This window comes from Mycobacterium sp. NPDC050551 (assembly GCF_040674075.1).
Lineage (GTDB): Bacteria > Actinomycetota > Actinomycetes > Mycobacteriales > Mycobacteriaceae > Mycobacterium.
The window spans coordinates 333,001-357,309 of the sequence record NZ_JBFARC010000004.1 but is presented as its reverse complement, the minus strand read 5'-3'; the positions used below and the strand labels follow the sequence as shown (position 1 = coordinate 357,309).

The window sequence follows — 24,309 nt, the reverse complement described above, 5'->3', positions numbered from 1 at the left end:
AAAAGGAAAGGACGTCTTCGGCGGATGTGGGCGACGGTGCTCCTGATGGGCGTCCTGGCCGGTGCCGACCCGGTGCGGGTCGGCATGGTCGCCTACATGCTGAGCCGCCCCCGACCGGTGCCTCTGCTGGTGCCGTTCGCCGCGGTCGGCGTCACGGTCAATGTCGCGGTCGGCACGGTGGTCCTCTTCGTGCTCGGCAGGGTGGACAACCGTGCGGATCCGGCGCTTCCGGGCGAGTTCGAGATCGCGATCGGCGTGGTCGCATTGCTGATCGCGGTGATCTTGATGGCGCGCAGGGCAACTCCGGTGCGAACGACGGTGCCGCAGGGCCCCGATCGAGCGCAGGCGTCGGCGATCGAGCGCCTTCCGGGATTCGCCCGGTTGCCGCACCGGTTCCGGACCGGCCTGCGCAGCGATGCGGCGTGGCTGGGCTGGTTCCTCGGAATCTGCATGGGGTTCCCGACGCCCTACTACCTCGCAGCCTTGGCCGCGGTGCTGTCCTCGGGCGCGACGACGCCAGTCAAGGCCGCCGCCCTGATCGTGTTCAACGTGCTCGGGTTCGCGGCGGCACTGCTACCCGTCGTCAGCTTCTCGGTGGCGCCTGCCGCCACGCGACGACGCGTGAGCCAGGTGTACGACTGGATGGGCGCCCACCGGCGGGCGGTGTTGTCCACGCTCGCGGTCGTTGTCGGCCTCTACTTCGTCATAGCCGGCGTGCGCCACCTCTAGCGCGCGGAATCGGACTGGGTGTGCCGCGCGGCCGCGCGACGGCGGTGCAGATGCTGGTGCAGCCAGAGCACCAGGATGCCCGCGACCACGATCCCCACCAGGTTCAGCAGCAGCTGCAGAGCCGATTTCGCGGCGACGTCCCACTCCCCGACCGTCGCGGCGACCACCGCGAACCCCGCGGCGGGCACGGTGGTGACCGAGATGAACACCCCTACCAGGGCCGCAGACTTCGAGGACACCAGTGACAGCATCCCGGCCGCCCCGGCGAGCAGCGCCACCACCAGGGACAGCGGCCCCACCCGGAAGATGTAGTCGACCTCCTGGAGCTGACGGGTGGTCTCCAGTGGGATCCAGCCGATCGCCTCTCCCGCCAGCACGGCCCCGCCGGTGACGAGCATGGCCACCGGGAATCCGACCGCCAGCGCGATCGAGGCCCGGATCGCCATGTTGCGCCTGCGCCGCACAGTGGCCACGGCCAGCGCCGCCAGCGGCCCGAACTCGGGGCCGACCACCATGCCGCCGAGCAGGGTCACCGTGGAGTCGGTCACCACACCCACTGCCACGAGCAGGCACGCCAGGCACAGGAAGGCGAGGAAGGTGACGTTGAGCCGGGATTCGTCGCGGGTGCGCTCGGCGAGCTCGTCCCAGACGATGGCGTCGGCCGGGTCGCCCTCGGCGTCCTTCTCGGCCTGGTGGGCGGCGGTCGAGACCACGGTGTCGACGACGTCGAGCGTGATGGCGCCGTCGCGCTGCACGCCCATGTCCTTGAGCCGGTCCACCACGTCGTTGGCGCACTCGCGGGCGATGTCGGCGGTGATCTCGTCCCCCGCCGGCTCCACGGCCGCGTCGACGTGGATCACCACATGGGTAGCGCCTGGCTCGCTGCGAAGCACCTCCAACACAGCATCACGCCGCTCGGCCGGTGAGATCACCCGCAAATGCAGCACGGCGGTGAGACTAACCACTTTCGCTTCTGCGCAATCGCCATATGGGCGGTTGGGCGGCGTGGCCGGGTCCCGATGGCTAGTCGCGTCGACGCAGCTGTACCGCCAGTTCGTCGGCCGGCACGTCATGGCCGTCGGCACAGCGCACCGCCACGGTCGCCTCAGCGCCGCAGCCGTCGTGCACCAACCGCACCCGTGAGCGCTGCGGAAGGTGGCGCCTGCCCCACTCGAACATCGACCAGACCACCGGCATGAAATCGGTGCCGGCGTCGGTCAGCACGTACTCGTCACGGCTGCGCTGGCCCGGCACCTGGTAGGGGCGGCGGGTGAGCAGGCCGGCGTCGACGAGTTCGGACAGCCGCGCCGACGTGGCGGCCTTGGTGATGCCGACCCGACGGGAGAAATCGTCGAAACGTGTGGTGCCGTAATAGGCCTCGCGCATGATCAGCATCGCCGACTTGGTGCCCAGCAGGGCCATGGTCTTCTCGATCGGGCATTCCCCCACCGCCGACCAGGCGTCGCGATCGGCGAGCGGCCCCTGCAGCACTGCCATTGGAATCAAACCCCATCCCTGAGTTGTTCTAACTATACCCAGGTGGTATATCTGGGTCCACATCAGAATACTCAGCGCTGAGCATCAGGAGGCCATTCACATGACTGGATTCGCAGGACGGGACGCCGTCATCGTCGGAGCCGTGCGCACCCCGGTAGGCAAGGGCAAGGCCAGCGGCGCCCTGCACGACGTGCTGCCCGTCGACCTGCTCGCCCACAGCCTCAAGGAACTGATCGCCCGCACCGGCGTCGACCCCGCCGAGATCGACGACGTGATCGCAGGCGCCGTGACACAGGTCGGCGACCAGGCGGTCAACATCGCCCGCAACGCGGTGCTCGGCGCCGGCCTCCCCGAGACCTTGCCCGGCACCACCATCGACCGGCAGTGCGGCAGCAGCCAGCAGGCCATCCACTTCGCCGCCCAGGGCGTCATCTCCGGTGCCTACGACATCGTCGTCGCGGCCGGTGTGGAGTCGATGTCACGCGCCCCGATGGGCTCGAGCGTGCTGCCCGGCAGCGACCCGTTCGGGACCGGCTTCGCCGCGCGCTACCCCGAGGGGCTGGTCCCCCAGGGCATCAGCGCGGAGCTGATCGCCGCCAAGTGGGGTCTGTCGCGCACCGAACTCGACGAGTTCTCCGCAGGCAGCCACGAGAAGGCAGCGACCGCCACCAAGGAGGGCCGGTTCGACGCCGAACTGGCACCGATCGCCGGGCTGAGCACTGACGAGATCATCCGGCCGGGCACCACCGTGGAGACACTTGCCGGCCTCAAGCCCGCGTTCTACAACCCGGCGTACGAGGCCCGCTTCCCGCAGATCGGGTGGTCGATCACGCCGGGCAACTCCTCGCCGCTGTCCGACGGCAGCGCCGCGGTGCTGATCACCACCACCGAGGCGGCCAACCGGCTGGGCCTGCGGCCGCTGGCCCGCATCCACTCGATGACGGTGGTGGGTTCCGACCCGCTGTACATGCTCACCGGTGTCATCCCGGCCACCGAGAAGGTGTTGACCCGCGCCGGCCTGACGCTCGCCGACATCGACCTGTTCGAGGTGAACGAGGCGTTCGCGCCGGTGGTTCTGGCCTGGGCCCGCGACACCGGCGCCGACCTGTCGAAGACGAACGTCAACGGCGGCGCCATCGCGATCGGGCATCCGCTCGGGGCCAGCGGCGCCCGGATCATGACCACGATGGTCAACGCGCTCGAGCAGCGCGGCGGCCGCTACGCCCTGCAGACGATGTGTGAGGGCGGCGGCATGGCCAACGCGACGATCATCGAACGGTTGTAGCGATTCCGGCGCGGTTTCGTTTCCCGAGCGAACGAAACCGCGCCCGAATCACGCCCGGACGAGCTCGAAGAGCGGGATGATCCGGTCGGTCTTGGCCTGATACTCGCCGAACTGCGGAGCCAGCTCGACGACGCGGGGGTACAGCGCGTTGCGCTCGTCCAGCGGCAGCTCGTGGGCGTCGGCGTCGAAGGCCTCGGTGCCGATCTCCACGTGCACCCGCGGATTCGCCCGCAGGTTGTGCACCCACGCGGGAGCCTTCGGTGCGCCGCCGAAGGAGCCGGCGATCAGGATCCGGCCGTCGACGTCGAAGTACACCAGCGGCGACACCCGCGGCTTCCCCGACTTGGCGCCGACATTGGTCATCAGCACGATGTCGGAACCCTCGAACGGCCCGCCGACCTTGCCGCCGTTGGCGCGGAACTCCTCGACCACCTTGCGGTTGACGTCGTCGAGCACGTCGCGGTCGGTTGCCATGTTCTCTGTGTTGATCTCAGTCACGACACAAGTCGACCGCGGCGACGGAAGATCTATTCCCGGCGGGTCAGCTCGAACAGCGGGATGACCCGGTCGGTCTTGGCCTGATAGTCGGCGAACACCGGTGCCAGCTCGACGATCTTCGGGTAGGCCGCGTCGCGTTCGCCTGCGGGCAACTCGCGCACGTCGACGTCATAGGCCTCGGTGCCCACCTCGATGTGCGCCTGCGGATGGGCGCGAAGGTTGTGCACCCACGCCGGGTCCTTCGGCGCACCGGCGTAGGAGCCGATGATCAGCATCCTGCCGTCGACCGTCAGGTAGGCCAGCGGCGAGAGCCGGGGCTTTCCGCTCTTGGCGCCGGTGGTGTGCAGCAACAGCAGGGTGGCGCCCTGGAAGGGGCCGCCGACCTTGCCGCCGTTGGCACGGAACTCTTCGACGATGGCCTTGTTGAAGTCGTCGAGCGCCGCGGTGTCCGCGACGAGCTTGTTCTTGTCGATGTCGCTCATGGTTGATCAGACTTCTTCGGCTTGGCGTCTATTCCCGACTCCCGACGCTGCTGGGCGGTGATCGGCGCGGGGGCACCGGTCAGCGGGTCGGCCCCGCCGCCGGACTTCGGGAACGCGATCACCTCACGGATCGAGTCCGTGCCCGCCAGCAGTGCGACGATGCGGTCCCAGCCGAACGCGATGCCACCGTGCGGCGGGGCGCCGAAGGTGAACGCCTCCAGGAGGAATCCGAACTTCTCCTGCGCCTCGTCGTGGTCGATGCCCATCATCGCGAACACCCGCTCCTGGACGTCGCGGCGGTGGATACGGATCGACCCGCCGCCGATCTCGTTGCCGTTGCAGACGATGTCGTAAGCGTTGGCCTTGGCGGCGCCGGGATCGGTGTCGAAGGTGGCCTCGGACTCCGGCTTGGGCGCCGTGAAGGCATGGTGCACGGCGGTCCACGCCCCTGAGCCGACTGCGACATCGCCTGCCGCCGTTGCCTCTTCGGCCATCTCGAACAACGGCCAGTCCACCACCCAGGTGAACGCCCAGGCGGTCGGGTCGATCATGTCGAGGCGCTTGGCGATCTCGATGCGCGCCGCACCGAGCAGGGCGCGCGCCGAGCGGGCGGTTCCGGCGGCGAAGAACACGCAGTCCCCCGGCGCCGCGCCGACGTGCGCGGCCAGGCCGTCGCGCTCGGCGTCGGTGAGGTTCTTGGCGACCGGACCGCCGAGGGTGCCGTCCTCGGCGACCAGCACGTAGGCCAGCCCCTTGGCGCCGCGCTGCTTGGCCCACTCCTGCCAGCCGTCGAGCGTCCGCCGAGGCTGCGAGGCGCCGCCCGGCATCACCACCGCACCGACGTAGGGCGACTGGAAGACCCGGAACGGCGTGTCGGCGAAGTACTCGGTGCACTCGACCAGTTCCAGGTCGAACCGCAGATCGGGCTTGTCGGAGCCGAAGCGGCGCATCGCGTCGTCGTAGGTGATGCGCGGCAGCGGCAGCGGCAGGTCATAGCCGATCAACGCCCACAGCGCGCGGAGCACCTGCTCGGAGATCGCGATGACGTCCTCGGCGTCGACGAAACTCATCTCCATGTCGAGCTGGGTGAACTCCGGCTGCCGGTCCGCCCGGAAGTCCTCGTCGCGGTAGCAGCGGGCGATCTGGTAGTAGCGCTCCATGCCCGCCACCATCAGCAGCTGCTTGAACAGCTGCGGGCTCTGCGGCAGCGCGTAGAACGAGCCGGGCTGCAGCCGGGCAGGCACCAGGAAGTCGCGCGCGCCCTCCGGGGTCGACCGCGTCATCGTCGGCGTCTCGATCTCGACGAAGTCGTGCTCGGCGAGCACCCCGCGCGCGGCGGCGTTGACCCGCGACCGCAGCCGGATCGCCTGGCCCGGCCCCTCGCGGCGCAGGTCGAGATACCGGTACCGCAGCCGGGCCTCTTCGCCTGCGACCTCGTCGAGCTGGAACGGCAGCGGTGCGCTCTCGCTGAGCACGGTCAGCGAGGTGGCGTTCACCTCGATCTCACCGGTCGCGATCTCGGCGTTCGCGTTTCCCTCGGGCCGGGTCTCCACCACGCCCTCGACCGCGACGCAGAACTCGGCCCGCAGCCGGTGCGCCGCCTCGAGCACCCCCGCCTCGCGGAACACCACCTGGGTCACCCCGGACGCGTCGCGCAGATCGATGAAGATGACGCCGCCGTGGTCGCGCCGGCGCGCCACCCAGCCGGCCAGCGTCACCGTCTGACCGGTGTCGGCGGGCCGCAACGAACCGGCGGCATGACTGCGCAGCACGAAATCTCCTGGGGGTTGCCTGACAAGACGACCGCCACAGTCTAGTGGTGGCGTTCGCGTCGGTAGCTTGGCGCGTATGGGCACACGCGTCGCGGTCATCGGTCCCGGGGCCATCGGCGCCACCGTCGCCTCCTACCTGCACGCCGCCGGCCAGCCGGTGCTGCTGTGCGGCCGCAGCGCCCGTGACGGCGTCGAGGTGCGCCGCGACGACCGGGACCCGATCGTCGTGCCGGGGCCGGTGCACACCGATCCCACTGCCGTCGAGGGGGCGGTCGACGTCGTGCTGCTGGCCGTCAAGGACACCCAGAACGAACAGGCCGGCCACTGGCTGGCCCGGCTGGCCGACGAGAACACCGTGGTCTGCGCGCTGCAGAACGGGGTCGAGCAGACCGAGCGGGTGGGCCGGTACTGCCCGGCGGCGACGGTGGTGCCCGCCGCGGTGTGGATCTCGGCCGAGGTGCAGCCGCAGGGCTGGGTTCGACTGCGCACCGACGCGCGGCTGGTGCTGCCCGACACCCAGGCGGCGGGGACGCTGGCCGACCTGCTGCGGCCCACCGGGATGACCGTCGAGCTCGATCCGGACTTCATCTCCGCCGCCTGGCACAAGCTGCTGGTCAACGCCGTCATCGGGTTGATGGTGCTCACCGGCCGGCGGACCGGGATGTTCCGCCGCGACGACGTCGACGCGCTGGCGCGGCGCTACCTCGACGAGTGCCTCGCGGTGGCACGCGCGGACGGCGCGACCCTCGGCGACGGCGTTGCCGACGAGATCCTCGGGATGCTGCGGCAGTCGCCTCCGGACATCACCACCTCGATGCTGACCGACCGCGAGGCACACCGGCCGCTGGAGTGGGACATCCGCAACGGCGTGATCGCCCGCAAGGCGCTGGGCTACGGGGTGGCGACGCCGGTCAGCGACGTGCTGGTGCCCCTGCTGGCCGCGGCCAGCGACGGCCCCGGCTAGACACCGTGCCCTAGGGTGTATGCCCATGTTCCCCTGCGAGCGCGTACCCCTGACGTTCATCGACACGGCGCCGTACCGCTTCGTCAGCACCGTCGACCTCGCGATCACCCCGGAGCAGGTGTTCGAGGTGCTCGCCGACGAGACGTCCTGGCCGCAGTGGGCGACCGTGATCACCAACGTGACGTGGACCAGCCCCGAACCCCGCGCCGTGGGCACCACCCGCCGGGTCGAGATGCGCGGCGGCATCGTCGGCGACGAGGAGTTCCTGGCCTGGACGCCGTTCAGCCACCTGGCCTTCCGCTTCAACGAGGCTTCGACCCGCAGCATCGCCGCGTTCGCCGAGGAGTACCGGGTGTCCAGACGCCCGGCGGCAGCCACCTCACCTGGGTGATGGCGATGAAACCGAACGGCGTCGCCGCGCGGCTCGGCATGACGCTCGGCGGCCCCGTCATGGGTTGGCTGTTCCAGCGCTTCCTGCACAACCTGCGCCGCTACACCGACGAGCGGTATCCGGCGGCCGGCTAGTACATCCCCGCCCACGCGCTGCGCCGGACCTCGTCCGGGTCGTCGACCGAGACGTCTCGGGTGGACCGGATCACCCGCGTACGGCGCTGCTCGCCGTCGTAGCGCGGCCAGTCCTCGCGCCACACCTGCCCCGGCGCCCAGCCGCGGGTGGCGAAGTCCAGCCAGGTGCGCTGCATCCGCCGCCCCACCGCCGGCTGCACCCGCCTGCCCAGCGGATGGATCTTGCGACCCAGGTACGACGCGTAGCTGTGCTGGATGTGCACGATCTCGCTGCCGTGGGTGGCGCCGAGCCGCAGTGCCCGCAGCGTCCAGGTGGTGTGGTCGAAGCGGTAGACGTAGGTCGGCGCGTGCGCACTGTAGGCGTCGGCGAACGCCCACGTCGGCGCGCCGAACATGACGTCGGAGCCGAAGGCGATGAGCGCGCGGCGGCGGGGGAACTCCGGGTAGGCGGCCAGCAGCCGGTCCCGCACGTCCGGCGGCCTGCGACGCAGGTAGGCCTCGACGCCGGCCACCGTCGTCGGCAGCATCGGCGGCTTGCCCCAGGCGAACATCGACGCCTCGTGGCTGTTGGTGCCGATGATCAGCGGCACCGGGGCGACGGCGCCGGCCCGTGCCGCGTCGATCGGGTGCTGCGGCAGCAGGTCGACACCGTGGGTGAGCCCGTAGGCGAGCGTCGGACTCTCGGCGGCGCTCTCCAGCTGCAGCTGTCCCGCGGCGCGGCGTAACTGCCGCTGCGGCAACGCTTTCAGTGAATCCGGAGCGACGCCAGCCAGCTGCAGGAACCGCTCGGACCGGCGGGCCCTGATCTCCCGGTCGGCGATGAGTGGCAGTGCGGGGCTCTGGGCGATCGCGCGATGGAACAACCCGCCGGCGGCCGGGCTGGCCAGCAGCGCGAGCACCGAGGTGGCGCCCGCGGATTCGCCGAACACCGTCACATGGTCGGGGTCGCCGCCGAACGCGGCGATGTTCTCGCGGACCCAGCGCAGCGCGGCGATCTGGTCGCGCAGACACAGGTTGTCGTCGAAGCCGTGCCCCAGGTCGCCCAGTTCGAAGCCGCCGAAGACGCCGAGCCGGTAGGTCACGTTGACCACGACGACGTTGCCGTTGGCGGCCAGCCGCGACCCGTTGTAGAGCTGCAGCTGGCCGGCGCCGTAGACGAACGCGCCGCCCGGGATCCACACCATCACCGGCAGCCGGCCACCGGTGGCCGGCGACCACACCGTCAGCGTCAGGCAGGCCTCGTCGCGGATCTTCGGGTCGTCGCGGCCGCCGCCGACGAAGGACCTGCCCTGCGGCGGCAGCGGTCCGTGCTCGACGGCGTCGCGCACCCCCGTCCACGGCTGCGGCGGCAGCGGTGCGGTGAATCTGCGCTCACCGACCGGCTGGCGGGCGTACTCGATCCCGCGCCAGACGGCGACGCCGCCCTCGGTGGTGCCGCGCAGCCTGCCGAGCGTCGTGTGCGCGACGGTGGGCACTTCGGCGACGACGGACACGCCTGAATCGTAGTGTGGCAAGCTGAACGCGGCGTATCGCCGAGCATTTCGGCCAGTACAGATGAGGTGTGCGATGACCTTCAACGAAGGTATGCAGATCGACACGAGCACCACATCCACCGGCGGAGGGGGTCGCGGCCCGGGCCGCGGCATCGCGGTCGGTGGCGGTGGGCTGGGCTTGATCGTGCTCGTCGTCGCGCTGTTCCTCGGCGTCGACCCGAGCACGGTGATGCCGCAGCAGGGCGCACCCGGCGCCGAAGCGGAGGGCTTCGACACGAGCCAGTGCCGCACCGGGGCCGACGCCAACCGCATCGCCGAGTGCCGGGTGATCGCGACGGCGAACTCCCTCGACGGCATCTGGCCGCAGCTGCTGCCGGACTACACCCGGCCGCGGGTCAAGCTGTTCACCGGCCAGGTCAACACCGCCTGCGGAGCGGCATCGAGCGAGGTCGGACCGTTCTACTGCCCCGGCGACCAGACGGCGTACTTCGACGTCGGGTTCTTCGACGTGCTGAAGGACCAGTTCGGTTCCAGCGGTGGGCCGTTGGCGCAGGAGTATGTCGTCGCCCACGAGTTCGGCCACCACGTCCAGCAGCTGCAGGGCTCGCTGGTGCGGGCCCAGGAGGATCCCGAGGGTGCGACCGGCGGCGGTGTGCGCACGGAACTGCAGGCCGACTGCTATGCCGGCGTGTGGGCGCACTACGCCGCCATCACCAAGCAGCCGGGCACCGATGTGACGTACCTGGAACCCCTCACCGACAAGGACATCGCCGACGCCCTGTCGGCGGCGTCGGCCGTCGGCGACGACCGCATCCAGGAGGCCGCCACCGGCCGGGTGAACCCCGAGGCGTGGACGCACGGCTCGTCCGAGCAGCGGCAGAAGTGGTTCACCGAGGGCTACCGGACCGGCGATCCGGCGTCCTGCGACACCTTCGCCGCAACCGACCTTGGGTAGGGCGGCCACGGCCGTCGACGCCGTCGCGGAACGCTACCTCGACACCGTTGCAGCCCTGGATCCCTGCGCCGCAACAGAAATGGGCATCGTCGGCCACGACGACGACATCACCGACTACTCCCCCGACGGGGTGAGCGCCCGCGCCGAGGCCGCCCGCGCCGCGCTGCGCGAGCTCGACCGGGTGAGGCCGGTCGACGAGGCCGACCGGGTGACCATTGCCGCCATGCGGGAGCGCCTCGGCGTGCTGATCGACCTGAACGACGCCGGCCTCGACCTCGGCGAGCTCAACGTGATCGCGTCGCCGCTGCAGTCCATGCGCGACGTGTTCGACCTGATGGCCACCGACACCGAGGACGACTGGGTGCTGATAGCCCGGCGCCTCGCCCGGCTTCCCGACCGGGTGGCCGGTTACGCGCAGGCCCTGCGCACCGCTGCCGAGAGCGGTCACGCGCCCGCGGTGCGCCAGGTCGCGCGCGGCATCGAACAGGCCGCGGGGATCCAGCACCTGCTGGTCGACATGGTCGCGGGCGCGGCGCCGCAGAGCGCCGCGCTGTACGAGGATCTGCAGCAGGCGGCCGCCAACGCCGCGAACGCCTACCACGAGCTGGCCCGGGTGCTCGGCGACGACATCGCCCCGCAGGCCGAGCCGGACGACGCGGTCGGCCGCGACCGATACCGGCTGTGGTCGCGGAGCTTCCTCGGCGCAGCGGTCGACTTCGACGAGACCTACGAGTGGGGACTCAAGCTGCTCGACAGCATTGTGGCCGAACAGAAGTCGATCGCCGACCGGCTCTATCCCGGGTCGTCGGTGGCCGGCGCACTGAGGCAGCTCGAACACGAGCCGCGGTACGTGGTGCACGGCACCGACGCGCTGCAGGCGTGGATGCAGGACCTCTCGGACCGGGCGGTCGAGTCGCTGGCGGGCGCCCACTTCGAGATCGACCCGGCGCTGCGCAACCTGGAGTGCCGGATCGCACCGACGCACACCGGCGGCATCTACTACACCGGGCCCTCGGAGGATCTGAGCAGGCCGGGCCGGATGTGGTGGTCCGTCCCGCAGGGGGTGGACGTCTTCCACACCTGGCAGGAGACGACGACCGTCTTCCACGAGGGTGTTCCCGGGCACCACCTGCAGATCGGACGCGCGGTGGTGTTGGCCGACAGGCTCAACCGCTGGCGCAGGCTGGGCTGCTTCGTCTCGGGCCACGGCGAGGGCTGGGCGCTCTACGCCGAGCGGTTGATGGCCGAACTCGGCTGGCTCGACGACGACGGCAACCGGATGGGCATGCTCGACGCGCAACGGTTCCGTGCCGCCCGCGTCGTCATCGACATCGGCGTGCACTGCGGGATGACCGCTCCCGACGGCGGCACCTGGGACGCCGAACGGGCATGGAACTTCCTGCAGTCCCACAGCGCGATGGCCGAGGAGAACCTGCGCTTCGAACTCGACCGCTACCTTGGCTGGCCCGGGCAGGCGCCGTCGTACGCGATCGGTCAGCGGATCTGGCAACGACTGCGCGACACCACGCTGGAGCGCGGAGTCGACCTCAAGGAATTCCATCGTCGCGCACTGGATCTCGGCGGCCTGCCGCTGGACGTGCTGAGCGCAGCGGTGTCAGGCGATTTCGCCGATGGCTGACGGCGCGCTCGAACCCGACACCAAGGACTGGACCTGGGTGCTGTCGCGGCCCTGCCCGGAATGCGGATTCGACGCCGGTGCCGTATCGCATCTCGACGTCGCCGATCGCATCCGCTCGGATGCCGACGAGTGGCTGCGCCGGCTGGGGGCGGCCGACGCGGCGATCCGGCGCAGGACGGCGGTGTGGTCCACCCTCGAGTACGGCTGTCACGTGCGCGACGTCCACCGGATCTTTCACACCCGCGTGCAGTCGATGCTGACCCAGACCGAGCCACTGTTCCCCAACTGGGACCAGGACCAGACCGCACGCGACGACGACTACGCCGCGCAGAGCCCGGCCGTGGTGGCGGGCGAACTCTTCGACGCCGCGGTCATTGTCGCCGACACCTACGCCGCGGTCCCGCCGGACGGCTGGTCGCGCCGCGGTCTGCGCAGCAACGGAAGCGAATTCACCGTCGCCTCGATCGCCGTGTACCACCTGCACGACGTCGTGCACCACGCGTACGACGTCGACGTCGCAGGACGCTGAGGCCGGCCGCCTCAGCGGTAGCGCAGGCCGTGCCCGAACCGGAACACCGGGTCGGCCGTGTCGAAGGCGACGTCCGTCCGGCTCGCCGCCACCGCGGCGTCCGAACGCGGCAGGTCGAACGGCAGCGATCCGCGGGGCGCCGACTCCCCGAACAGCACCTCGATCAGGGCGTCGGCGGCGACGCCGAAGTTCGCGATGATCGCACCCGCCGAATCGACGATCGGCGTGAGCACGGCGGGCCGCTCCAGGTAGACGTCGACGACGGTGGGAACGACGGCGCACACGTCGTCGACCTGCTGCAGCACATCGGCGGCGAACTCCAGTGAGCCGTGGTGGAACATCGCCGCGATGCCGTCGCCGGCCGGCTCGTAGGGCGTGGCCAGCCGCAGCAGCGCGACGTCGGCCTGCTCCGGGTCGGCGACCAGGGTGGCGCGGCCCCCGACGTCGTCGGGCGACAGCTCCGGGGCGTAGAGCCGGATGCCGGGTGTCAACGGCAGCAACGGTTTTCCCGCCGCGCCGTTGGTCAGCAGGGTCAGCGCGTCCTGCTGCGCACGGCGCCCGGCGGCGACGAAGTCGGCACGCCCGACCGTGACGGCGGCGTGTTCGGTGTCGGCGAACGGCTCGTCGAAGAGTCCGAGCGCGACCTTCACCCGCAGCAGCCGGCGCGCCGACCGGTCGATGCGTGCTTCGCTGACACGGCCGTCGGCGACGAGGTCCAGCAGGACGTCGGTGCAGTGCTCCCCGCCGAACTGGTCGACGCCGGCATCGAGCACCGTGAGCATCCGCTCGTGCCGGTCGAGGTGCTCGACGCCCCAGGCCCGCGCCGTGCCGAGGTCGCCGAGTCGGGGGTTGTCGGTGATCAGACCCCAGTCGGTGCACACCACGCCGTCGAACCCGAGCTCGTCGCGCAGCACACCGGTGATCACCGACCGGTTGAAGCCGAAACCCACTTCGTCCCAGTCGGTTCCGACCGGCATGCCGTAGTACGGCATCACCTCGGCCGCGCCGGCCGCCAGCGCGGACCGGAACGGCCGCAGGTGGTACTCCCGCGCCCCGCCGGGGTAGACCTGTTCCCGGCCCCATGCGAAGTGCGGGTCCTTGCCGTCGCGTTGCGGCCCGCCGCCGGGAAAGTGCTTGACCATCGCGGCCACCGACGTGGTGTTCAGCGAATCCCCCTGCAGTCCGGCGACATAGGCTGCGGCCAGAAGTGACGTCAGGTCGGCGTCCTCGCCGAACGTCGCGTTGATGCGCGGCCAGCGGGCCTCGGTGGCCAGGTCGATCTGCGGGTGCAGCGCGACGCGCAGCCCGACCGCCAGGTACTCCTGCCGGGCGATGTCGGCGAACTCGCGCACCCGCTCCGCCGACCCGATCGCCGCCAGCCCCAGCGGTTCCGGCCACCGGGAGTACGCCCCGGCCATCATCTGTGCCAGCGGGTTGTCCGTGAAGTGGTGCCGTGGATCGGTCGAGAAGGTCACCGGGATCCGGTGCGGCCGCTGCAGAGCGCGGCGTTGCACACCGTTGGCCCAGTCGGCGAACTCGCGACCGTCCGGGCTGGGGCCCAGCAGGTTGAAGTGCGTCAGCCCCAGGTCGAGCAGCGTCTGCACGGACGGCAGCGGCATCCCCTCGAAGCCGTCGCCCGGATCACTGATCACGGCCATGGTGTGGAACATCAGCGCGACCTTCTCGCCGATCGGCAGCCGGGCGAGCAGGTCGTCGACGCGCTGTTCGAGGTCTGCTCCGTCGGTCACCGAATCCAGCGTGCCGGAAGTCCGGCAGCGGTGCCAGCGGCTACAGCCTGGAGTGCTCGGCGATGCCGGTGTCGGTGGTCCGCAGCGGTCGGATCAACGCGTCCTGGCTGAAGGAGGCCAGCAATTCGCCCGCCTCGGTGTGCACGGCCCCGCGGACATAGGACATGCCCGCGCCCACCTGGGTGCTCTCGTGGGAGTAGAGCAGCCACCCGTCCCAGCGCACCGGCTCGTGGAAGCTGACGGTGGCGGTCATCGGCGCGGTGGACACCGTCAGGTGCGCCTGCGCGGTACCGATACCCTCGTGGGCCCGCATGGTCGTCGAAATGCCCAGGTGGCCCGTGAAATACGCGATGAGCGCCTTGGCCAGCTCGTCGCGGGCGGGGATCGGGTCGTAATGCAGCCAGGCGTAGAGCTCCGGCGGGCCGACCTCGTCGGGGCTGTTCACGTCCAGCACGTCGACCAGCCGCACCTGGCGGCCGGTCATCGGCATCGAGGCCTCGTTGGCGTCGTCGGGGCCTGCCACCTCGGGACGCGGCAGATGGTGGCGGATGACGTCACCTGACGGCACGTCGGTGAACACCGTCACCGTGATGGCGCGCTTGCCGTTCTGCGACGCCGACACCACGGCGGTGGCCGTCGACCGGCCTTCGGCCACCACGTCGATCTCGAGTTCCACCGGCGGGCCGACGAGCACCGCGCGGGCGAAAACCGCGTGCACCGAACGCACCGACTTCTCCGGGAAGCGTTTGGCCGCAGCGACGATCGCGGCGCCGAGGATCTGCGTGCCCTCCACGACCTGGCGTTCGTCGACTCCGGCGATACCGGTCTGCACGGTGAACCGGTTGTCTCCGGCCGGTTCGGCGTCGAACAGGTCGAGCAGCATCCCGATCGTCCACTGCGCCTGCGCGGACTCCGTCGATTCCGTCGTCATAGGTCTTGACCCCTCGTTCCGTGATGTCGCGTCGGTGCGCCGTCGGCCTCGTGCGAGGAACACAGTAACCGGAAGGCGCACGAGCCTCTACAAAAGCGGTAACGTCATTCTCGCAGCTGCAGCCGGACGGGAAGGGTGCTCCCATGGCGAACGCGAACGGCCGGGCGGCGACCCCGGGCCGGGTCGACTCCGAAGCGCGCGCCGCGCGGTTCATGAAGTCGGCGCTGACCATCCTCGGCGAGACGGGCCGCACCGACTTCACCGTGCTGGAGGTGGTGGAGCGGTCCAAGACCTCGCTGCGGTCGTTCTACCAGCACTTCTCCACCAAGGACGAGCTCCTGCTGGCGCTCATCGAGCGGATCATGGCCGAGTCGACCCAGCACTGGCGGGCCCAGACCGACGGCCTGGACGGTGTCGAGGCGCTGCGCGTGCTGATCGACCGGATCTGCACGCCGGCCGAGAGCAGCACACAAGACCGGGTGAACCGCGGCCTGACCTTCTACAACGACCATCTCTCCGAGAGCCTGCCGCAGGACTACGCCCGCGTGCTGTCGCCCCTGCACCGGCTGATCGGCGACATCATCGGCCGCGGGATCGCCGAAGGCGCGTTCCGCGACGACGTCGACGTCGACAGCACCGCGGCGCTGATCATGCAGAACGTGCTGGGTGCCATGCGCTTGCGGGTGCTGGGCGCCGAACTGAACGGCGTGCCGATCGAAGGGGGGCACATCTTCGACTTCTGCTCGCGCAGCCTGCTCGCACAGTCAGGTCGAGCCACCTGACGGCGTTACACCTGAGGCCGGTTTCGTCACCCGCCCGAAAGTGGTAACTTCATTACCACTTGCAGCCAACAAGACTTCCAGGAGGCGGACATGCCCTCACGCGATCTGTCATATCCCGTGTTCGACGCTGACAACCACTTCTACGAGCCGCAGGAAGCGCTGACGCAGTTCCTGCCGGACAAGCGCAAGGGCATCATCGACTACATCGACGTCAAGGGCCGCACCAAGATCGTCGTGCGCAACCACATCAGCGACTACATCCCGAACCCCACGTTCGAAGTGGTCGCCAAGCCCGGAGCCCAGGAGGAGTACTTCCGGCACGGCAGCGGCGGCAAGAGCTTCCGCGAGATCATGGGCAAGCCGATGAAGGCCATCCCGGCGTTCCGCAACCCCGAGGCCCGCCTCGAGGTGCTCGACGGCCTCGGCCTGGACTACACGATCATGTTCCCGACCCTGGCCAGCCTGGTCGAGGAGCGGCTCAAGGACGACCCCGACGCGATCCTCGACATCATCCACGCGCTCAACCAGTGGATGTACGAGACGTGGCAATTCAACTACGAGGACCGGATCTTCTCCACGCCGGTCATCAACCTGAGCGTCGTCGACCGGGCACTCGAAGAACTCGAGTGGTGTCTGGAGCGCGGCGCCAAGACCGTGCTGGTGCGCCCGGCGCCGGTGCCCGGCTACCGCGGCACCCGCTCGATGGGGCTGCCCGAGTTCGACCCGTTCTGGGACGCCTGCGTCAAGGCCGGCATCCCGGTGTGCATGCACGCCTCCGACAGCGGCTACGCGGAGTACCTGAACGACTGGGAGCCCGCCGACGAGTACCTGCCGTTCAAGCCGACCGCGTTCCGCATGGTCTCGATGGGCAAGCGGCCCATCGAGGACACCATGGCGGCGCTGGTCTGCCACGGCGCACTGACCCGCAACCCTGATCTGCGCATCCTCTCCGTGGAGAACGGCGCGTCCTGGGTGCCGTACCTGTTCTACCAGTTCAAGGACGTCTACTCGAAGATGCCGCAGGAGTTCCCCGAGGACCCGATCCAGGCGTTCCGGCGCGGCGTGTACGTGGCGCCGTTCTGGGAGGACGACTTCAAGAAGATGGGCGAACTCTGCGGAATCGACCGCGTCATCTTCGGCTCCGACTGGCCGCACCCCGAGGGCCTTGCCGACCCGATCAATCTGGTCGGCGACCTGGAGGCGCAGGGCCTCGACGAAGAGGGCATCCGAAAGGTGATGGGCGGCAACCTGGTCGACCTGTTCAAGGTGCCGAACAAGAAGGTGTTCAAGCCCGACGTGCCCGCGCTCGTCATCGCCTGACCCGTGCGCTGAGCACCCCACCCATCCCCACGAAGGCTGAACGGATCTCATGACCGAAGTGGCAAGTCCAGAACAGATGCTGTTCGCCTCCACCGCGCAGGCCTTCCTGGAGAAGGAGGCGTCGCTGACCCGGGTGCGGGAACTGCACGCCGAGGGCGCCTCCTTCGACCCGGGGTGGTGGCGTCGCGCCGCCGAGCTCGGTTGGACCAGCCTGCTGGTTCCCGAGGAACTCGGCGGCGGGAGCGTGTCGGGCGACGGCGTCGCGGACCTCGCACTGGTCGCCGAACAGATCGGCCGCACCGTCGCGCCGGGGCCGCTGCATCCGGTCAGCACGGTGCTCGCCGGGCTCGTCGACGCATCCGACTCCGAACGCCACGCCGAGTTGATCGAAGCGCTGGTCGCCGGTGAGACGGTGGCGTCGTGGGCGGTCTGTGAGCCCGGTACATCCTGGAATCCGTTGCACGCCAAGGTGACGGCGATGCTGACCGATGGCGGCTACCGCATCGACGGCGTCAAGGACCGGGTGGAGGCGGGCGCCCAGAGCGCCGTGCTGCTGGTCACCGCGCGCGTCGGCGACGATCTGCGGCAATTCCTGGTACCGACCGACGCGGCCGGTGTCTCGATCACCGAGCAACGTTCGGTCGACCTGGTGAAGCGCTACGCACGGGTCGAGTTCGACGGCGTCACCGTCGACGAGTCGGCGACCGTGGGGACGGCGGCCGACACCGCTGCGCTGATCGACCGGCAGACTCAGGTCGCGCAGATCCTGCAGTGCGCCGAGGTGGTCGGGATCCTGGACACCGTGGTGGGTTTCACCATCCAGTGGGCCTTCGACCGGCACTCCTTCGGCCGGCCGCTGGCGTCCTACCAGGCGCTCAAGCACCGCTTCGCGGACCTGAAGATCTGGCTGGAGGCCTGCCGGGCCGCCACCCGCGCCGCCGTCGCGGCGGTGGCCGGCCGCTCCCCCGACGCGGCGTTCGCCGTCAGCGTGGCGAAATCCTATGTCGGAGAACACGCCGCACCGATGATCCAGCACGCCGTACAGCTGCACGGCGGCATCGGCGTCACCTGGGAACACGACCTGCACCTGTATCTGCGCCGCGCCACGCTCTACCGGTCGATGCTCGGCACGCCCGAAGACCACAACCTGCGCGTGTATGCGCTGTCCGAGGAACTGGAGTCCGCGTCATGACCGAGACCGCATCGCAGGATCAGGCGACTCCGGCGGTCGGCGAGTCCGTCGAGGAGTTCAAGGCGAGGGCCAAGGCCTGGCTGGCCGACAACATGCCCCGTATCGACCCGGCGAACCCGCCGGACTCCGACCGCGGCGAGGAGGCCCCGTGGCTGCGGGCCCGGGAACTCCAGAAGAAGTTGCACGCAGGCGGATTCGCCGGAATCTGCTTCCCGCGCGAGTACGGCGGCCTGGGTTACCCGATCGCCTACCAGCGGGCGTTCGACGCGGTGTCCAAGGACTACGAGCTGCCGATCATCCTCAACACCCCGACGTTCACGATCTGCGCGGCGACGATCCTCGACACCGGTACCGAGGAGCAGAAGCGTGCGCACATCGCCGGGGTGATCCGTGGCGACGAGATCCTGGTGCAGCTGCTGTCCGAACCCAGCGGCGGATCCGACCTCGCCGGGGTGATCACCCGGGCCGACCGCAAGGGCGACACGTGGGTGATCAACGGCGCCAAGACGTGGAGCACCAGTGCCTTCGCCGCGGACTACGGCCTGCTGCTGGCCCGCACCGACTGGAACGTGCCCAAGCACGAAGGGCTGACGATGTTCATGGTGCCGCTCGACGCACCGGGCATCACGATGCGGCGCATCAAGCAGGTCGACGGCGGCGACGAGTTCTGCGAGGAGTTCTTCGACAACCTCGAGCTCGGTGACGACGCGGTGGTCGGCGAGGTGAACAAGGGCTGGGAGGTCGCCTCCCGGCAGCTCTACCACGAGCGGCGCGCGGTGGGCGGTGGCTCGGAGTTCGCCAGCGGCATCGGCCCGGAGGGTGTGACCGATCAGCCGGTCGACTACCGGGCGCTGCTGGCCGAGACCGGCCAGGCCGACAGCGAACGCGCTCGCGAGATGGCCGGGCGGGCGCTGGTGCGGCGCGCGGTGCAGGAGCAGCTGATCGACCACGTCTACCACGGAGTGCTGGACGGATCGCTGCCACCGGCAGCCGGATCGATCATCCGGATCACCCACGCCGAGTCGATCCAGTTCGAGATCGACACGGCCGTGGCGCTGTCCGGCGCGGCCGGCGTGGTCGACGCGGGCGACCGGCTGATCCGCTACGGCGACCGCTACCTGTCGCGGCAGACCGCGTCGCTGGGCGGCGGTACCACCGAGATCGCCCGCAACATCATCGGCGAACGGGTGCTCGGCTTCCCCCGCGAACAGGCCGCCGACCGCGGCGTACCGTTCAAGGACGTCAAGCGCAACAAGGCCTGACCCCTAGAACAGGGTCGGCTGTACCGGCACCGCCGCGGCGGCCACGGGGACGATGTCCGGCGTCGTGATCCGCCGGTCCCTCGCCAGACCGTGCCGGGCGATCAGCGGCGCCGCCCGCTCGTGCAGCGACCGGCGGTAGTCCTCGGGCAGATACGCACCGCGGCGGTACAACTCGCGATAGCGCCCGACCAGATGCGGGTGTGAGCGCGCCAGCCACGACATGAACCACCCGCGCGTGGAGCCACGCAGGTGCAGCCCGAACACCGTGACACTGTCGGCGCCTGCGGCCGCAATCTGTCCGAGCAGGCCGTCGAGGTGCTCGGTGGAGTCGGTCAGATGCGGCAGCACCGGCGCCACCATCACATGGCACGGCAGGCCGGCGTCCCGGATCGCGGCGATGAGACCGAGCCGGGCCTGCGGCGACGGTGTCCCCGGTTCGACGTCGCGGTGCAGGTCCGGGTCGCCGACCGCGAGCGACACCGCGACGCTCACCGGCACCCGCCGCGCCGCCTCGGCCAGCTGCGGCAGGTCGCGCCGGAGCAGTGTCCCCTTGGTGAGGATGGACATCGGTGTCCCCGAATCCGCCAGCGCGGCAATGATTCCCGGCATGAGCTCATAGCGGCCCTCGGCTCGCTGGTAGGGGTCGGTGTTGGTGCCGAGCGCCACCGTGTCCCTGGTCCACGACGGCCTGCGCAGTTCGCGCCGCAGCACGTCGACGACGTTGGTCTTGACCACCACCTGGGAGTCGAAGTCGACGCCGTTGTCGAAGTCGAGGTATTCGTGGGTGGGGCGGGCGAAACAGTACCGGCAGGCGTGCGAACACCCGCGGTAGCCGTTGACCGTGTACTGGAACGGCAGCATCGAAGAGTTCGGCACCTTGTTCAGCGCCGACTTGCACAGCACCTCATGGAACGTGATGCCGTCGAACTGCGGCGTGCGGACACTGCGGACGAAGCCGATGCGCTGCAGGCCCGGCAGCGCTCCGTCATCGACGCCGACACCCTGCCCGTCCCACCGCACCCCTTCATTCGAACTTGTGTTCGATCAGATGTCAAGTAGCGCGTCGCACATCACCGGCAGGTCGCGGACCCGGACACCGGTGGCGTGGTGGACGGCGTTGACGACGGCGGCGGCCGCGCCGACGATGCCGATCTCCCCCGCACCCCGCGAGCCCATCGGATTCGCGTGCTCGTCGACCTCGTCGAGCCACCGCGCCTCGATCGCCTGAACGTCGGCGTGCGCGCTGATGTGGTAGGTCGCCAGATCCTGGGTGACCACATGACCGAAGCGGTGATCGCGCACGCTCTCCTCGTGCAGCGCCATCGACAGCCCCATCGTCATGCCGCCGATCAGCTGGGAGCGCAACGTCGCCGGGTTGATCGCCCGCCCGATCGAGAACACCCCGAGCATCCTCGACACCCGGATCTCGCCGGTGAACCGGTTGACCCGGGCCTCGACGAAGTGCGCCCCGAAGGAGTACATGCTGTACTCCTCGGATTCCGGGTTGTCCGGCGCCTCGGCGGTGACTTCTGCGCCGGCCGCAGGCGCGTCGCCGTGCTGCTCACGGAACGCGCGCACGGCGTGGACGATCGCACGTCCCCAGGAGTTGATGCCCGACGAACCGCCGGCCACCGACGCCTCGGGGAGGTCGGTGTCGCCGATCTGCAACTCGACGGAGGTCATCGGGCAACCGAGAGCGTCCGCGGCGATCTGGGTCAGGGTGGTCCAGGTGCCCGTGCCGATGTCGGCGGCGCCGATCGCCACGACGTAGCGGTCCGGCCCGGTGCAGGAGATCCGGGCGGAGTTGCCGGGCATCATCATCGCCGGGTACACCGCCGCGGCCACCCCGGTGCCCACCCACCACTCCCCCGACTGGGTCGTCCGTGGAGCCGGATCGCGCTGCGCCCAGCCGAATTCGTCGGCGCCGCGCCGCAGGCACTCGACCAGGTGGCGGCCCGACCACGGTTTACCCTCCTCCGGGTCGACGTCGGGTTCGTTGCGGACACGCAGTTCGATGGGATCCATGCCGACGGCCGCGGCCAGCTCGTCGATGGCGACCTCCGCCGCGAACATGCCCGGGCACTCACCCGGTGCCCTCATCCAGAACGGCACCGGAACGTCGAGCGCGGCCAGCCGGTGCGACGTGCTGCGACTCGGCGAGGCGTACATCATCCGCGAGACGATCGCGGTCTGCTCGGCGTACTCCTTGACCGCCGAGGTCAGCTCGACCGCATCGTGGGAGACGGCGGTGAGCCGGCCGTCCCGGTCGGCGCCGAGGCGGATCCGCTGGTGCGTCGGTGTGCGGTACCCGACGAGGGAGAACATCTGCTGGCGGGTGAGCGCCAGCTTCACGGGGCGGCCCTCGGTGCGCTGGGCGGCCAGCAGCGCCAGCACCTCGTGCGCATGCGGCGACCCCTTGGAGCCGAAGCCGCCGCCCACGTGCGGTGAGATCACCCGCAGCTGTTCGGGTTCCAGCCCGAAGATCGGCGCAAGGCTCTTTCGGGCGGCGTGCGTGCCCTGGATCGAGTCGTAGAGCGTCACCCGCGGGCCGATCTCCCAGACCGCGATGCAGGCGTGCGGTTCCATCGGGTTGTTGTGCTCGATCGGCGTCGAGTACCACTGGTCGACCACATGGTCGGCCGCTGCCAGCGCGGCCGCCACGTCGCCCTCCGCGGTGTCCGGCGGGTGGGACGGATTGACCTTCTCGGGCGTGTACAGCTTCGGGTCGTCGACGCGCAGTTCGGTGTCGTGACCGTCGACGTCGTACTCGACGCCGATCAGGCCGGCGGCCTGACGTGCCGTCTCGGCCGTCTCCGCGACGACCCCGCCGATCAGCTGCCCGCGAAAATGCACCTCGGCGTCCTGCAGTATCGACAGCTCCCCGTCGGAGTCGTCCGCCAGCGCGGGCGCGTCGAACACGGTCAGCACGTCCACCACACCGGGCAGGTCGCGGGCCGCGGCGACGTCCATGGCGGTCACCCGGCCACGGGCCACCGTCGCCTGCACCGGATGCACGTACAGCGGCTGCGTCACCGGATGTTCGAACGCATAGGGCGCGGTGCCGCTGACCTTTGCACGCCCGTCGAGCCGGCGCACCGGTGTGCCGATCTCGTTGATCTGCACGGCGGTCATGCGCCGTCACCCCCTAGCCCCAGCAGTGTCGCGGTGATCGCCCCGCGCGTGAGTCCGATCTTGAACTCGTTGCCCTGCAGAGGATGTGCCTGCTCCATCTCGGCTGCTGCTGCGCGGGCGTAGTTCGCCTCGGTGGCCGCCGTGCCGATCAGGGAGCGTTCGGCGACCCTGGCGCGCCACGGGCCGTGCGCCACTCCGCCCAGCGCGATCCGCGCCGAGCTGACGACTCCGTCGTCGACCACCAGCTCGGCGGCCACCGACGTCAACGCGAACGCGTAGGACGCCCGGTCACGCACCTTGCGGTACTCCGACCGCGCTCCCACGGGCGGCGGCGGCAGTTCCACAGCGGTGATCAGCGCTCCGTCGGGCAGTACGGTGTCGCGCTCGGGGTGGTCGCCGGGCATCCGGTAGAAGTCGGTGACCGGGATGCGGTGCTCACCGTCACCGTCGAGCGCCACCACCACGGCGTCCAGCGCTGCCAGCGCCACCGCCATGTCGGACGGGTGCACCGCCACACAGTGTTCGGATGCGCCGAGGATCGCGTGATAGCGCACGTAACCGCCGATTGCGGAGCAGCCGGTGCCCGGCTCCCTCTTGTTGCACGGCGTCGTGACGTCCTGGAAGTACACACACCGGGTGCGCTGCAACAGATTTCCACCGGTGGTGGCGAGGTTGCGCAACTGTCCGGACGCACCGGACAGCGTCGCGCGGGCCAGCGCCGGGTACCGGCTGCGGACGACGGGGTCCACGGCCACCTCGGTGTTGCGCTCGTTCGCGCCGATGCGCAGCCCGCCGTCTTCTGTCGGGGTGATGCCGGTCAGCGGAAGGCGGCTGATGTCGACCACCAGCTTCGGCTCCACCACACCGAGTTTCATGTGGTCGACGAGATTGGTTCCGCCGCCGAGGAAGACCGCGTCGCTGCGCCCGGCGAGCGTCCGCACGGCGTCTTCGGCGGTGTCGGCGAGCTGGTAGGTGAACGGGATCACGGGTTCGCCGCCTGACGGATCGCGGCGACGATGTTCGGATACGCCGCGCAGCGGCACAGGTTCCCGCTCATCCGCTCACGGATCTCGTCGTCGGTGAGTTCGGGGTCGGCCTCCAGGTCCTCGGTGACGAAACTGGGTTGGCCGGCCTTCACCTCGTCGAGCATGGCCACCGCCGAACAGATCTGACCCGGGGTGCAGTACCCGCACTGGAACGCGTCCTGTTCGACGAACGCCTCCTGCATCTCGTGCAGGGCGTCCCCCTCCGGCAGCCCCGCGGCGGTGGTCACCCGCGCGCCATTCTGCGCGACGGCGAACGTCAGGCAGCTGATCGCCCGCCTGCCGTCGAGCAGCACGGTGCACGATCCGCACTGCCCGTGGTCGCACCCCTTCTTCGGCGACGTGATGTGCAGGTGCTCGCGCAGCAGGTCGAGAAGCGTGACTCGATTGTCGACGTGCACCGTGTGGTGACGACCGTCGACCTCGATCGTGACGTCGGTGGTGGAGACGGGAACGGTCATCGGGGCGGGGTACCCGGGGCCCGGTGTCCGAAACGGTGACCGCCGGCCCGACCCGGCCTCATGTCGTCGC

The 24,309-nt window shown here is 70.1% G+C and carries 22 protein-coding genes and 1 pseudogene; 11 read left to right on the top strand and 12 right to left on the bottom strand.

Features of this window, described 5'->3' with window-relative positions:
- Window positions 1–45 precede the first annotated feature (45 nt).
- Window positions 46–729, top strand: coding sequence for a GAP family protein (locus AB0K11_RS18240; protein WP_364979549.1), 684 nt, complete (start codon window positions 46–48; stop codon window positions 727–729).
- Here the strand turns inward: AB0K11_RS18240 and AB0K11_RS18235 are convergent.
- A complete protein-coding gene (locus AB0K11_RS18235; protein ID WP_364979546.1) occupies window positions 726–1,676 on the bottom strand; it encodes a DUF389 domain-containing protein in 951 nt (316 codons plus the stop codon). The genes AB0K11_RS18240 and AB0K11_RS18235 overlap by 4 nt on opposite strands.
- Before the next feature lie 76 nt (window positions 1,677–1,752).
- Complete coding sequence (locus AB0K11_RS18230; RefSeq protein WP_364979543.1) at window positions 1,753–2,226, bottom strand: helix-turn-helix domain-containing protein; 474 nt, start codon at window positions 2,224–2,226, stop codon at window positions 1,753–1,755.
- 100 nt (window positions 2,227–2,326) lie between these two features.
- On the opposite strand from AB0K11_RS18230, the gene AB0K11_RS18225 reads away from it, so the two are divergent.
- Window positions 2,327–3,511, top strand: a complete 1,185-nt coding sequence (locus AB0K11_RS18225; RefSeq protein ID WP_364979540.1) for a thiolase family protein — start codon at window positions 2,327–2,329, stop codon at window positions 3,509–3,511.
- A gap of 48 nt (window positions 3,512–3,559) precedes the next feature.
- On the opposite strand, the gene AB0K11_RS18220 is transcribed toward AB0K11_RS18225, so the two are convergent.
- The 3 genes from AB0K11_RS18220 to aspS are packed head-to-tail and all read right to left on the bottom strand — an operon-like array spanning window position 3,560 to window position 6,263.
- Complete coding sequence (locus tag AB0K11_RS18220; RefSeq protein WP_364980456.1) at window positions 3,560–3,985, bottom strand: nitroreductase family deazaflavin-dependent oxidoreductase; 426 nt, start codon at window positions 3,983–3,985, stop codon at window positions 3,560–3,562.
- 53 nt (window positions 3,986–4,038) lie between these two features.
- A complete protein-coding gene (locus AB0K11_RS18215; RefSeq protein ID WP_364979537.1) occupies window positions 4,039–4,491 on the bottom strand; it encodes a nitroreductase family deazaflavin-dependent oxidoreductase in 453 nt (150 codons plus the stop codon).
- On the bottom strand, window positions 4,488–6,263 hold the full coding sequence (aspS, locus tag AB0K11_RS18210; protein WP_364979534.1) for an aspartate--tRNA ligase: 1,776 nt from the start codon (window positions 6,261–6,263) through the stop codon (window positions 4,488–4,490). Before aspS ends, AB0K11_RS18215 begins: the two co-directional genes overlap by 4 nt.
- A 76-nt stretch (window positions 6,264–6,339) precedes the next feature.
- Between aspS and AB0K11_RS18205 the strand changes: the two genes are divergently transcribed.
- Together AB0K11_RS18205 and AB0K11_RS18200 are read left to right on the top strand one after the other, a co-directional pair.
- Window positions 6,340–7,227 (top strand): oxidoreductase, encoded by an 888-nt coding sequence (locus AB0K11_RS18205; RefSeq protein ID WP_364979531.1) that lies wholly within the window; start codon window positions 6,340–6,342, stop codon window positions 7,225–7,227.
- A gap of 25 nt (window positions 7,228–7,252) precedes the next feature.
- Window positions 7,253–7,752, top strand: a pseudogene (locus AB0K11_RS18200) (SRPBCC family protein).
- On the opposite strand, the gene AB0K11_RS18195 reads toward AB0K11_RS18200, so the two are convergent.
- Window positions 7,749–9,245 (bottom strand): carboxylesterase/lipase family protein, encoded by a 1,497-nt coding sequence (locus AB0K11_RS18195; RefSeq protein WP_364979528.1) that lies wholly within the window; start codon window positions 9,243–9,245, stop codon window positions 7,749–7,751. The pseudogene AB0K11_RS18200 and the gene AB0K11_RS18195 overlap by 4 nt on opposite strands.
- Window positions 9,246–9,318: 73 nt before the next feature.
- Between AB0K11_RS18195 and AB0K11_RS18190 the strand changes: the two genes are divergently transcribed.
- Genes AB0K11_RS18190 through AB0K11_RS18180 form a run of 3 tightly spaced genes read left to right on the top strand, consistent with a single transcriptional unit; the run spans window position 9,319 to window position 12,368 of the window.
- Window positions 9,319–10,200, top strand: coding sequence for a neutral zinc metallopeptidase (locus AB0K11_RS18190; RefSeq protein WP_364979525.1), 882 nt, complete (start codon window positions 9,319–9,321; stop codon window positions 10,198–10,200).
- Window positions 10,193–11,839 carry a DUF885 domain-containing protein gene (locus tag AB0K11_RS18185; protein WP_364979522.1) on the top strand — a complete coding sequence of 549 codons (1,647 nt, stop codon included), beginning with the start codon at window positions 10,193–10,195 and terminating at the stop codon, window positions 11,837–11,839. Before AB0K11_RS18190 ends, AB0K11_RS18185 begins: the two co-directional genes overlap by 8 nt.
- Window positions 11,832–12,368, top strand: a complete 537-nt coding sequence (locus tag AB0K11_RS18180; protein WP_364979519.1) for a DinB family protein — start codon at window positions 11,832–11,834, stop codon at window positions 12,366–12,368. Before AB0K11_RS18185 ends, AB0K11_RS18180 begins: the two co-directional genes overlap by 8 nt.
- Window positions 12,369–12,379: 11 nt before the next feature.
- Here the strand turns inward: AB0K11_RS18180 and AB0K11_RS18175 are convergent, their stop codons facing one another.
- Window positions 12,380–14,116, bottom strand: a complete 1,737-nt coding sequence (locus tag AB0K11_RS18175; protein ID WP_364979516.1) for a glycoside hydrolase family 3 N-terminal domain-containing protein — start codon at window positions 14,114–14,116, stop codon at window positions 12,380–12,382.
- Between the two features lie 40 nt (window positions 14,117–14,156).
- On the bottom strand, window positions 14,157–15,047 hold the full coding sequence (locus AB0K11_RS18170) for an acyl-CoA thioesterase domain-containing protein (protein ID WP_364979513.1): 891 nt from the start codon (window positions 15,045–15,047) through the stop codon (window positions 14,157–14,159).
- Window positions 15,048–15,190: 143 nt separating this feature from the next.
- Here AB0K11_RS18170 and AB0K11_RS18165 point away from each other — a divergent pair, with 143 nt between their 5' ends.
- The 4 genes from AB0K11_RS18165 to AB0K11_RS18150 all read left to right on the top strand — a co-directional run bounded on the left by AB0K11_RS18165 (window position 15,191) and on the right by AB0K11_RS18150 (window position 19,603).
- Window positions 15,191–15,829 (top strand): TetR/AcrR family transcriptional regulator, encoded by a 639-nt coding sequence (locus AB0K11_RS18165; protein WP_364979510.1) that lies wholly within the window; start codon window positions 15,191–15,193, stop codon window positions 15,827–15,829.
- A gap of 90 nt (window positions 15,830–15,919) precedes the next feature.
- Window positions 15,920–17,149, top strand: coding sequence for an amidohydrolase family protein (locus AB0K11_RS18160; protein ID WP_364979506.1), 1,230 nt, complete (start codon window positions 15,920–15,922; stop codon window positions 17,147–17,149).
- A gap of 49 nt (window positions 17,150–17,198) precedes the next feature.
- Window positions 17,199–18,341 carry an acyl-CoA dehydrogenase family protein gene (locus AB0K11_RS18155; protein WP_364979503.1) on the top strand — a complete coding sequence of 381 codons (1,143 nt, stop codon included), beginning with the start codon at window positions 17,199–17,201 and terminating at the stop codon, window positions 18,339–18,341.
- Complete coding sequence (locus AB0K11_RS18150) at window positions 18,338–19,603, top strand: acyl-CoA dehydrogenase family protein (protein ID WP_364979500.1); 1,266 nt, start codon at window positions 18,338–18,340, stop codon at window positions 19,601–19,603. The genes AB0K11_RS18155 and AB0K11_RS18150 overlap by 4 nt, the downstream gene beginning before the upstream one ends.
- A 3-nt stretch (window positions 19,604–19,606) precedes the next feature.
- Here the strand turns inward: AB0K11_RS18150 and AB0K11_RS18145 are convergent, their stop codons facing one another.
- The 4 genes from AB0K11_RS18145 to AB0K11_RS18130 are packed head-to-tail and all read right to left on the bottom strand — an operon-like array spanning window position 19,607 to window position 24,239.
- A complete protein-coding gene (locus AB0K11_RS18145) occupies window positions 19,607–20,623 on the bottom strand; it encodes an Rv2578c family radical SAM protein (protein ID WP_364979497.1) in 1,017 nt (338 codons plus the stop codon).
- 24 nt (window positions 20,624–20,647) lie between these two features.
- Entirely contained in the window at window positions 20,648–22,735 is a 2,088-nt protein-coding gene (locus AB0K11_RS18140; RefSeq protein ID WP_364979494.1) for a xanthine dehydrogenase family protein molybdopterin-binding subunit, read from the bottom strand.
- Entirely contained in the window at window positions 22,732–23,721 is a 990-nt protein-coding gene (locus tag AB0K11_RS18135; RefSeq protein WP_364979491.1) for a xanthine dehydrogenase family protein subunit M, read from the bottom strand. The genes AB0K11_RS18140 and AB0K11_RS18135 overlap by 4 nt, the downstream gene beginning before the upstream one ends.
- Window positions 23,718–24,239 (bottom strand): 2Fe-2S iron-sulfur cluster-binding protein, encoded by a 522-nt coding sequence (locus tag AB0K11_RS18130; RefSeq protein ID WP_364979488.1) that lies wholly within the window; start codon window positions 24,237–24,239, stop codon window positions 23,718–23,720. Before AB0K11_RS18130 ends, AB0K11_RS18135 begins: the two co-directional genes overlap by 4 nt.
- Between the last annotated feature and the right edge of the window lie 70 nt (window positions 24,240–24,309).

Coding starts and splice junctions, on each gene's coding strand:
- AB0K11_RS18240 (WP_364979549.1), top strand. CDS start 46: ATGGGCGTCCTGGCCGGTGCCGACCCGGTGCGGGTCGGCATGGTCGCC.
- AB0K11_RS18230 (WP_364979543.1), bottom strand. CDS start 2,226: ATGGCAGTGCTGCAGGGGCCGCTCGCCGATCGCGACGCCTGGTCGGCG.
- AB0K11_RS18225 (WP_364979540.1), top strand. CDS start 2,327: ATGACTGGATTCGCAGGACGGGACGCCGTCATCGTCGGAGCCGTGCGC.
- AB0K11_RS18220 (WP_364980456.1), bottom strand. CDS start 3,985: ATGGCAACCGACCGCGACGTGCTCGACGACGTCAACCGCAAGGTGGTC.
- AB0K11_RS18215 (WP_364979537.1), bottom strand. CDS start 4,491: ATGAGCGACATCGACAAGAACAAGCTCGTCGCGGACACCGCGGCGCTC.
- AB0K11_RS18205 (WP_364979531.1), top strand. CDS start 6,340: ATGGGCACACGCGTCGCGGTCATCGGTCCCGGGGCCATCGGCGCCACC.
- AB0K11_RS18190 (WP_364979525.1), top strand. CDS start 9,319: ATGACCTTCAACGAAGGTATGCAGATCGACACGAGCACCACATCCACC.
- AB0K11_RS18180 (WP_364979519.1), top strand. CDS start 11,832: ATGGCTGACGGCGCGCTCGAACCCGACACCAAGGACTGGACCTGGGTG.
- AB0K11_RS18170 (WP_364979513.1), bottom strand. CDS start 15,047: ATGACGACGGAATCGACGGAGTCCGCGCAGGCGCAGTGGACGATCGGG.
- AB0K11_RS18165 (WP_364979510.1), top strand. CDS start 15,191: ATGGCGAACGCGAACGGCCGGGCGGCGACCCCGGGCCGGGTCGACTCC.
- AB0K11_RS18160 (WP_364979506.1), top strand. CDS start 15,920: ATGCCCTCACGCGATCTGTCATATCCCGTGTTCGACGCTGACAACCAC.
- AB0K11_RS18155 (WP_364979503.1), top strand. CDS start 17,199: ATGACCGAAGTGGCAAGTCCAGAACAGATGCTGTTCGCCTCCACCGCG.
- AB0K11_RS18150 (WP_364979500.1), top strand. CDS start 18,338: ATGACCGAGACCGCATCGCAGGATCAGGCGACTCCGGCGGTCGGCGAG.
- AB0K11_RS18140 (WP_364979494.1), bottom strand. CDS start 22,735: ATGACCGCCGTGCAGATCAACGAGATCGGCACACCGGTGCGCCGGCTC.
- AB0K11_RS18130 (WP_364979488.1), bottom strand. CDS start 24,239: ATGACCGTTCCCGTCTCCACCACCGACGTCACGATCGAGGTCGACGGT.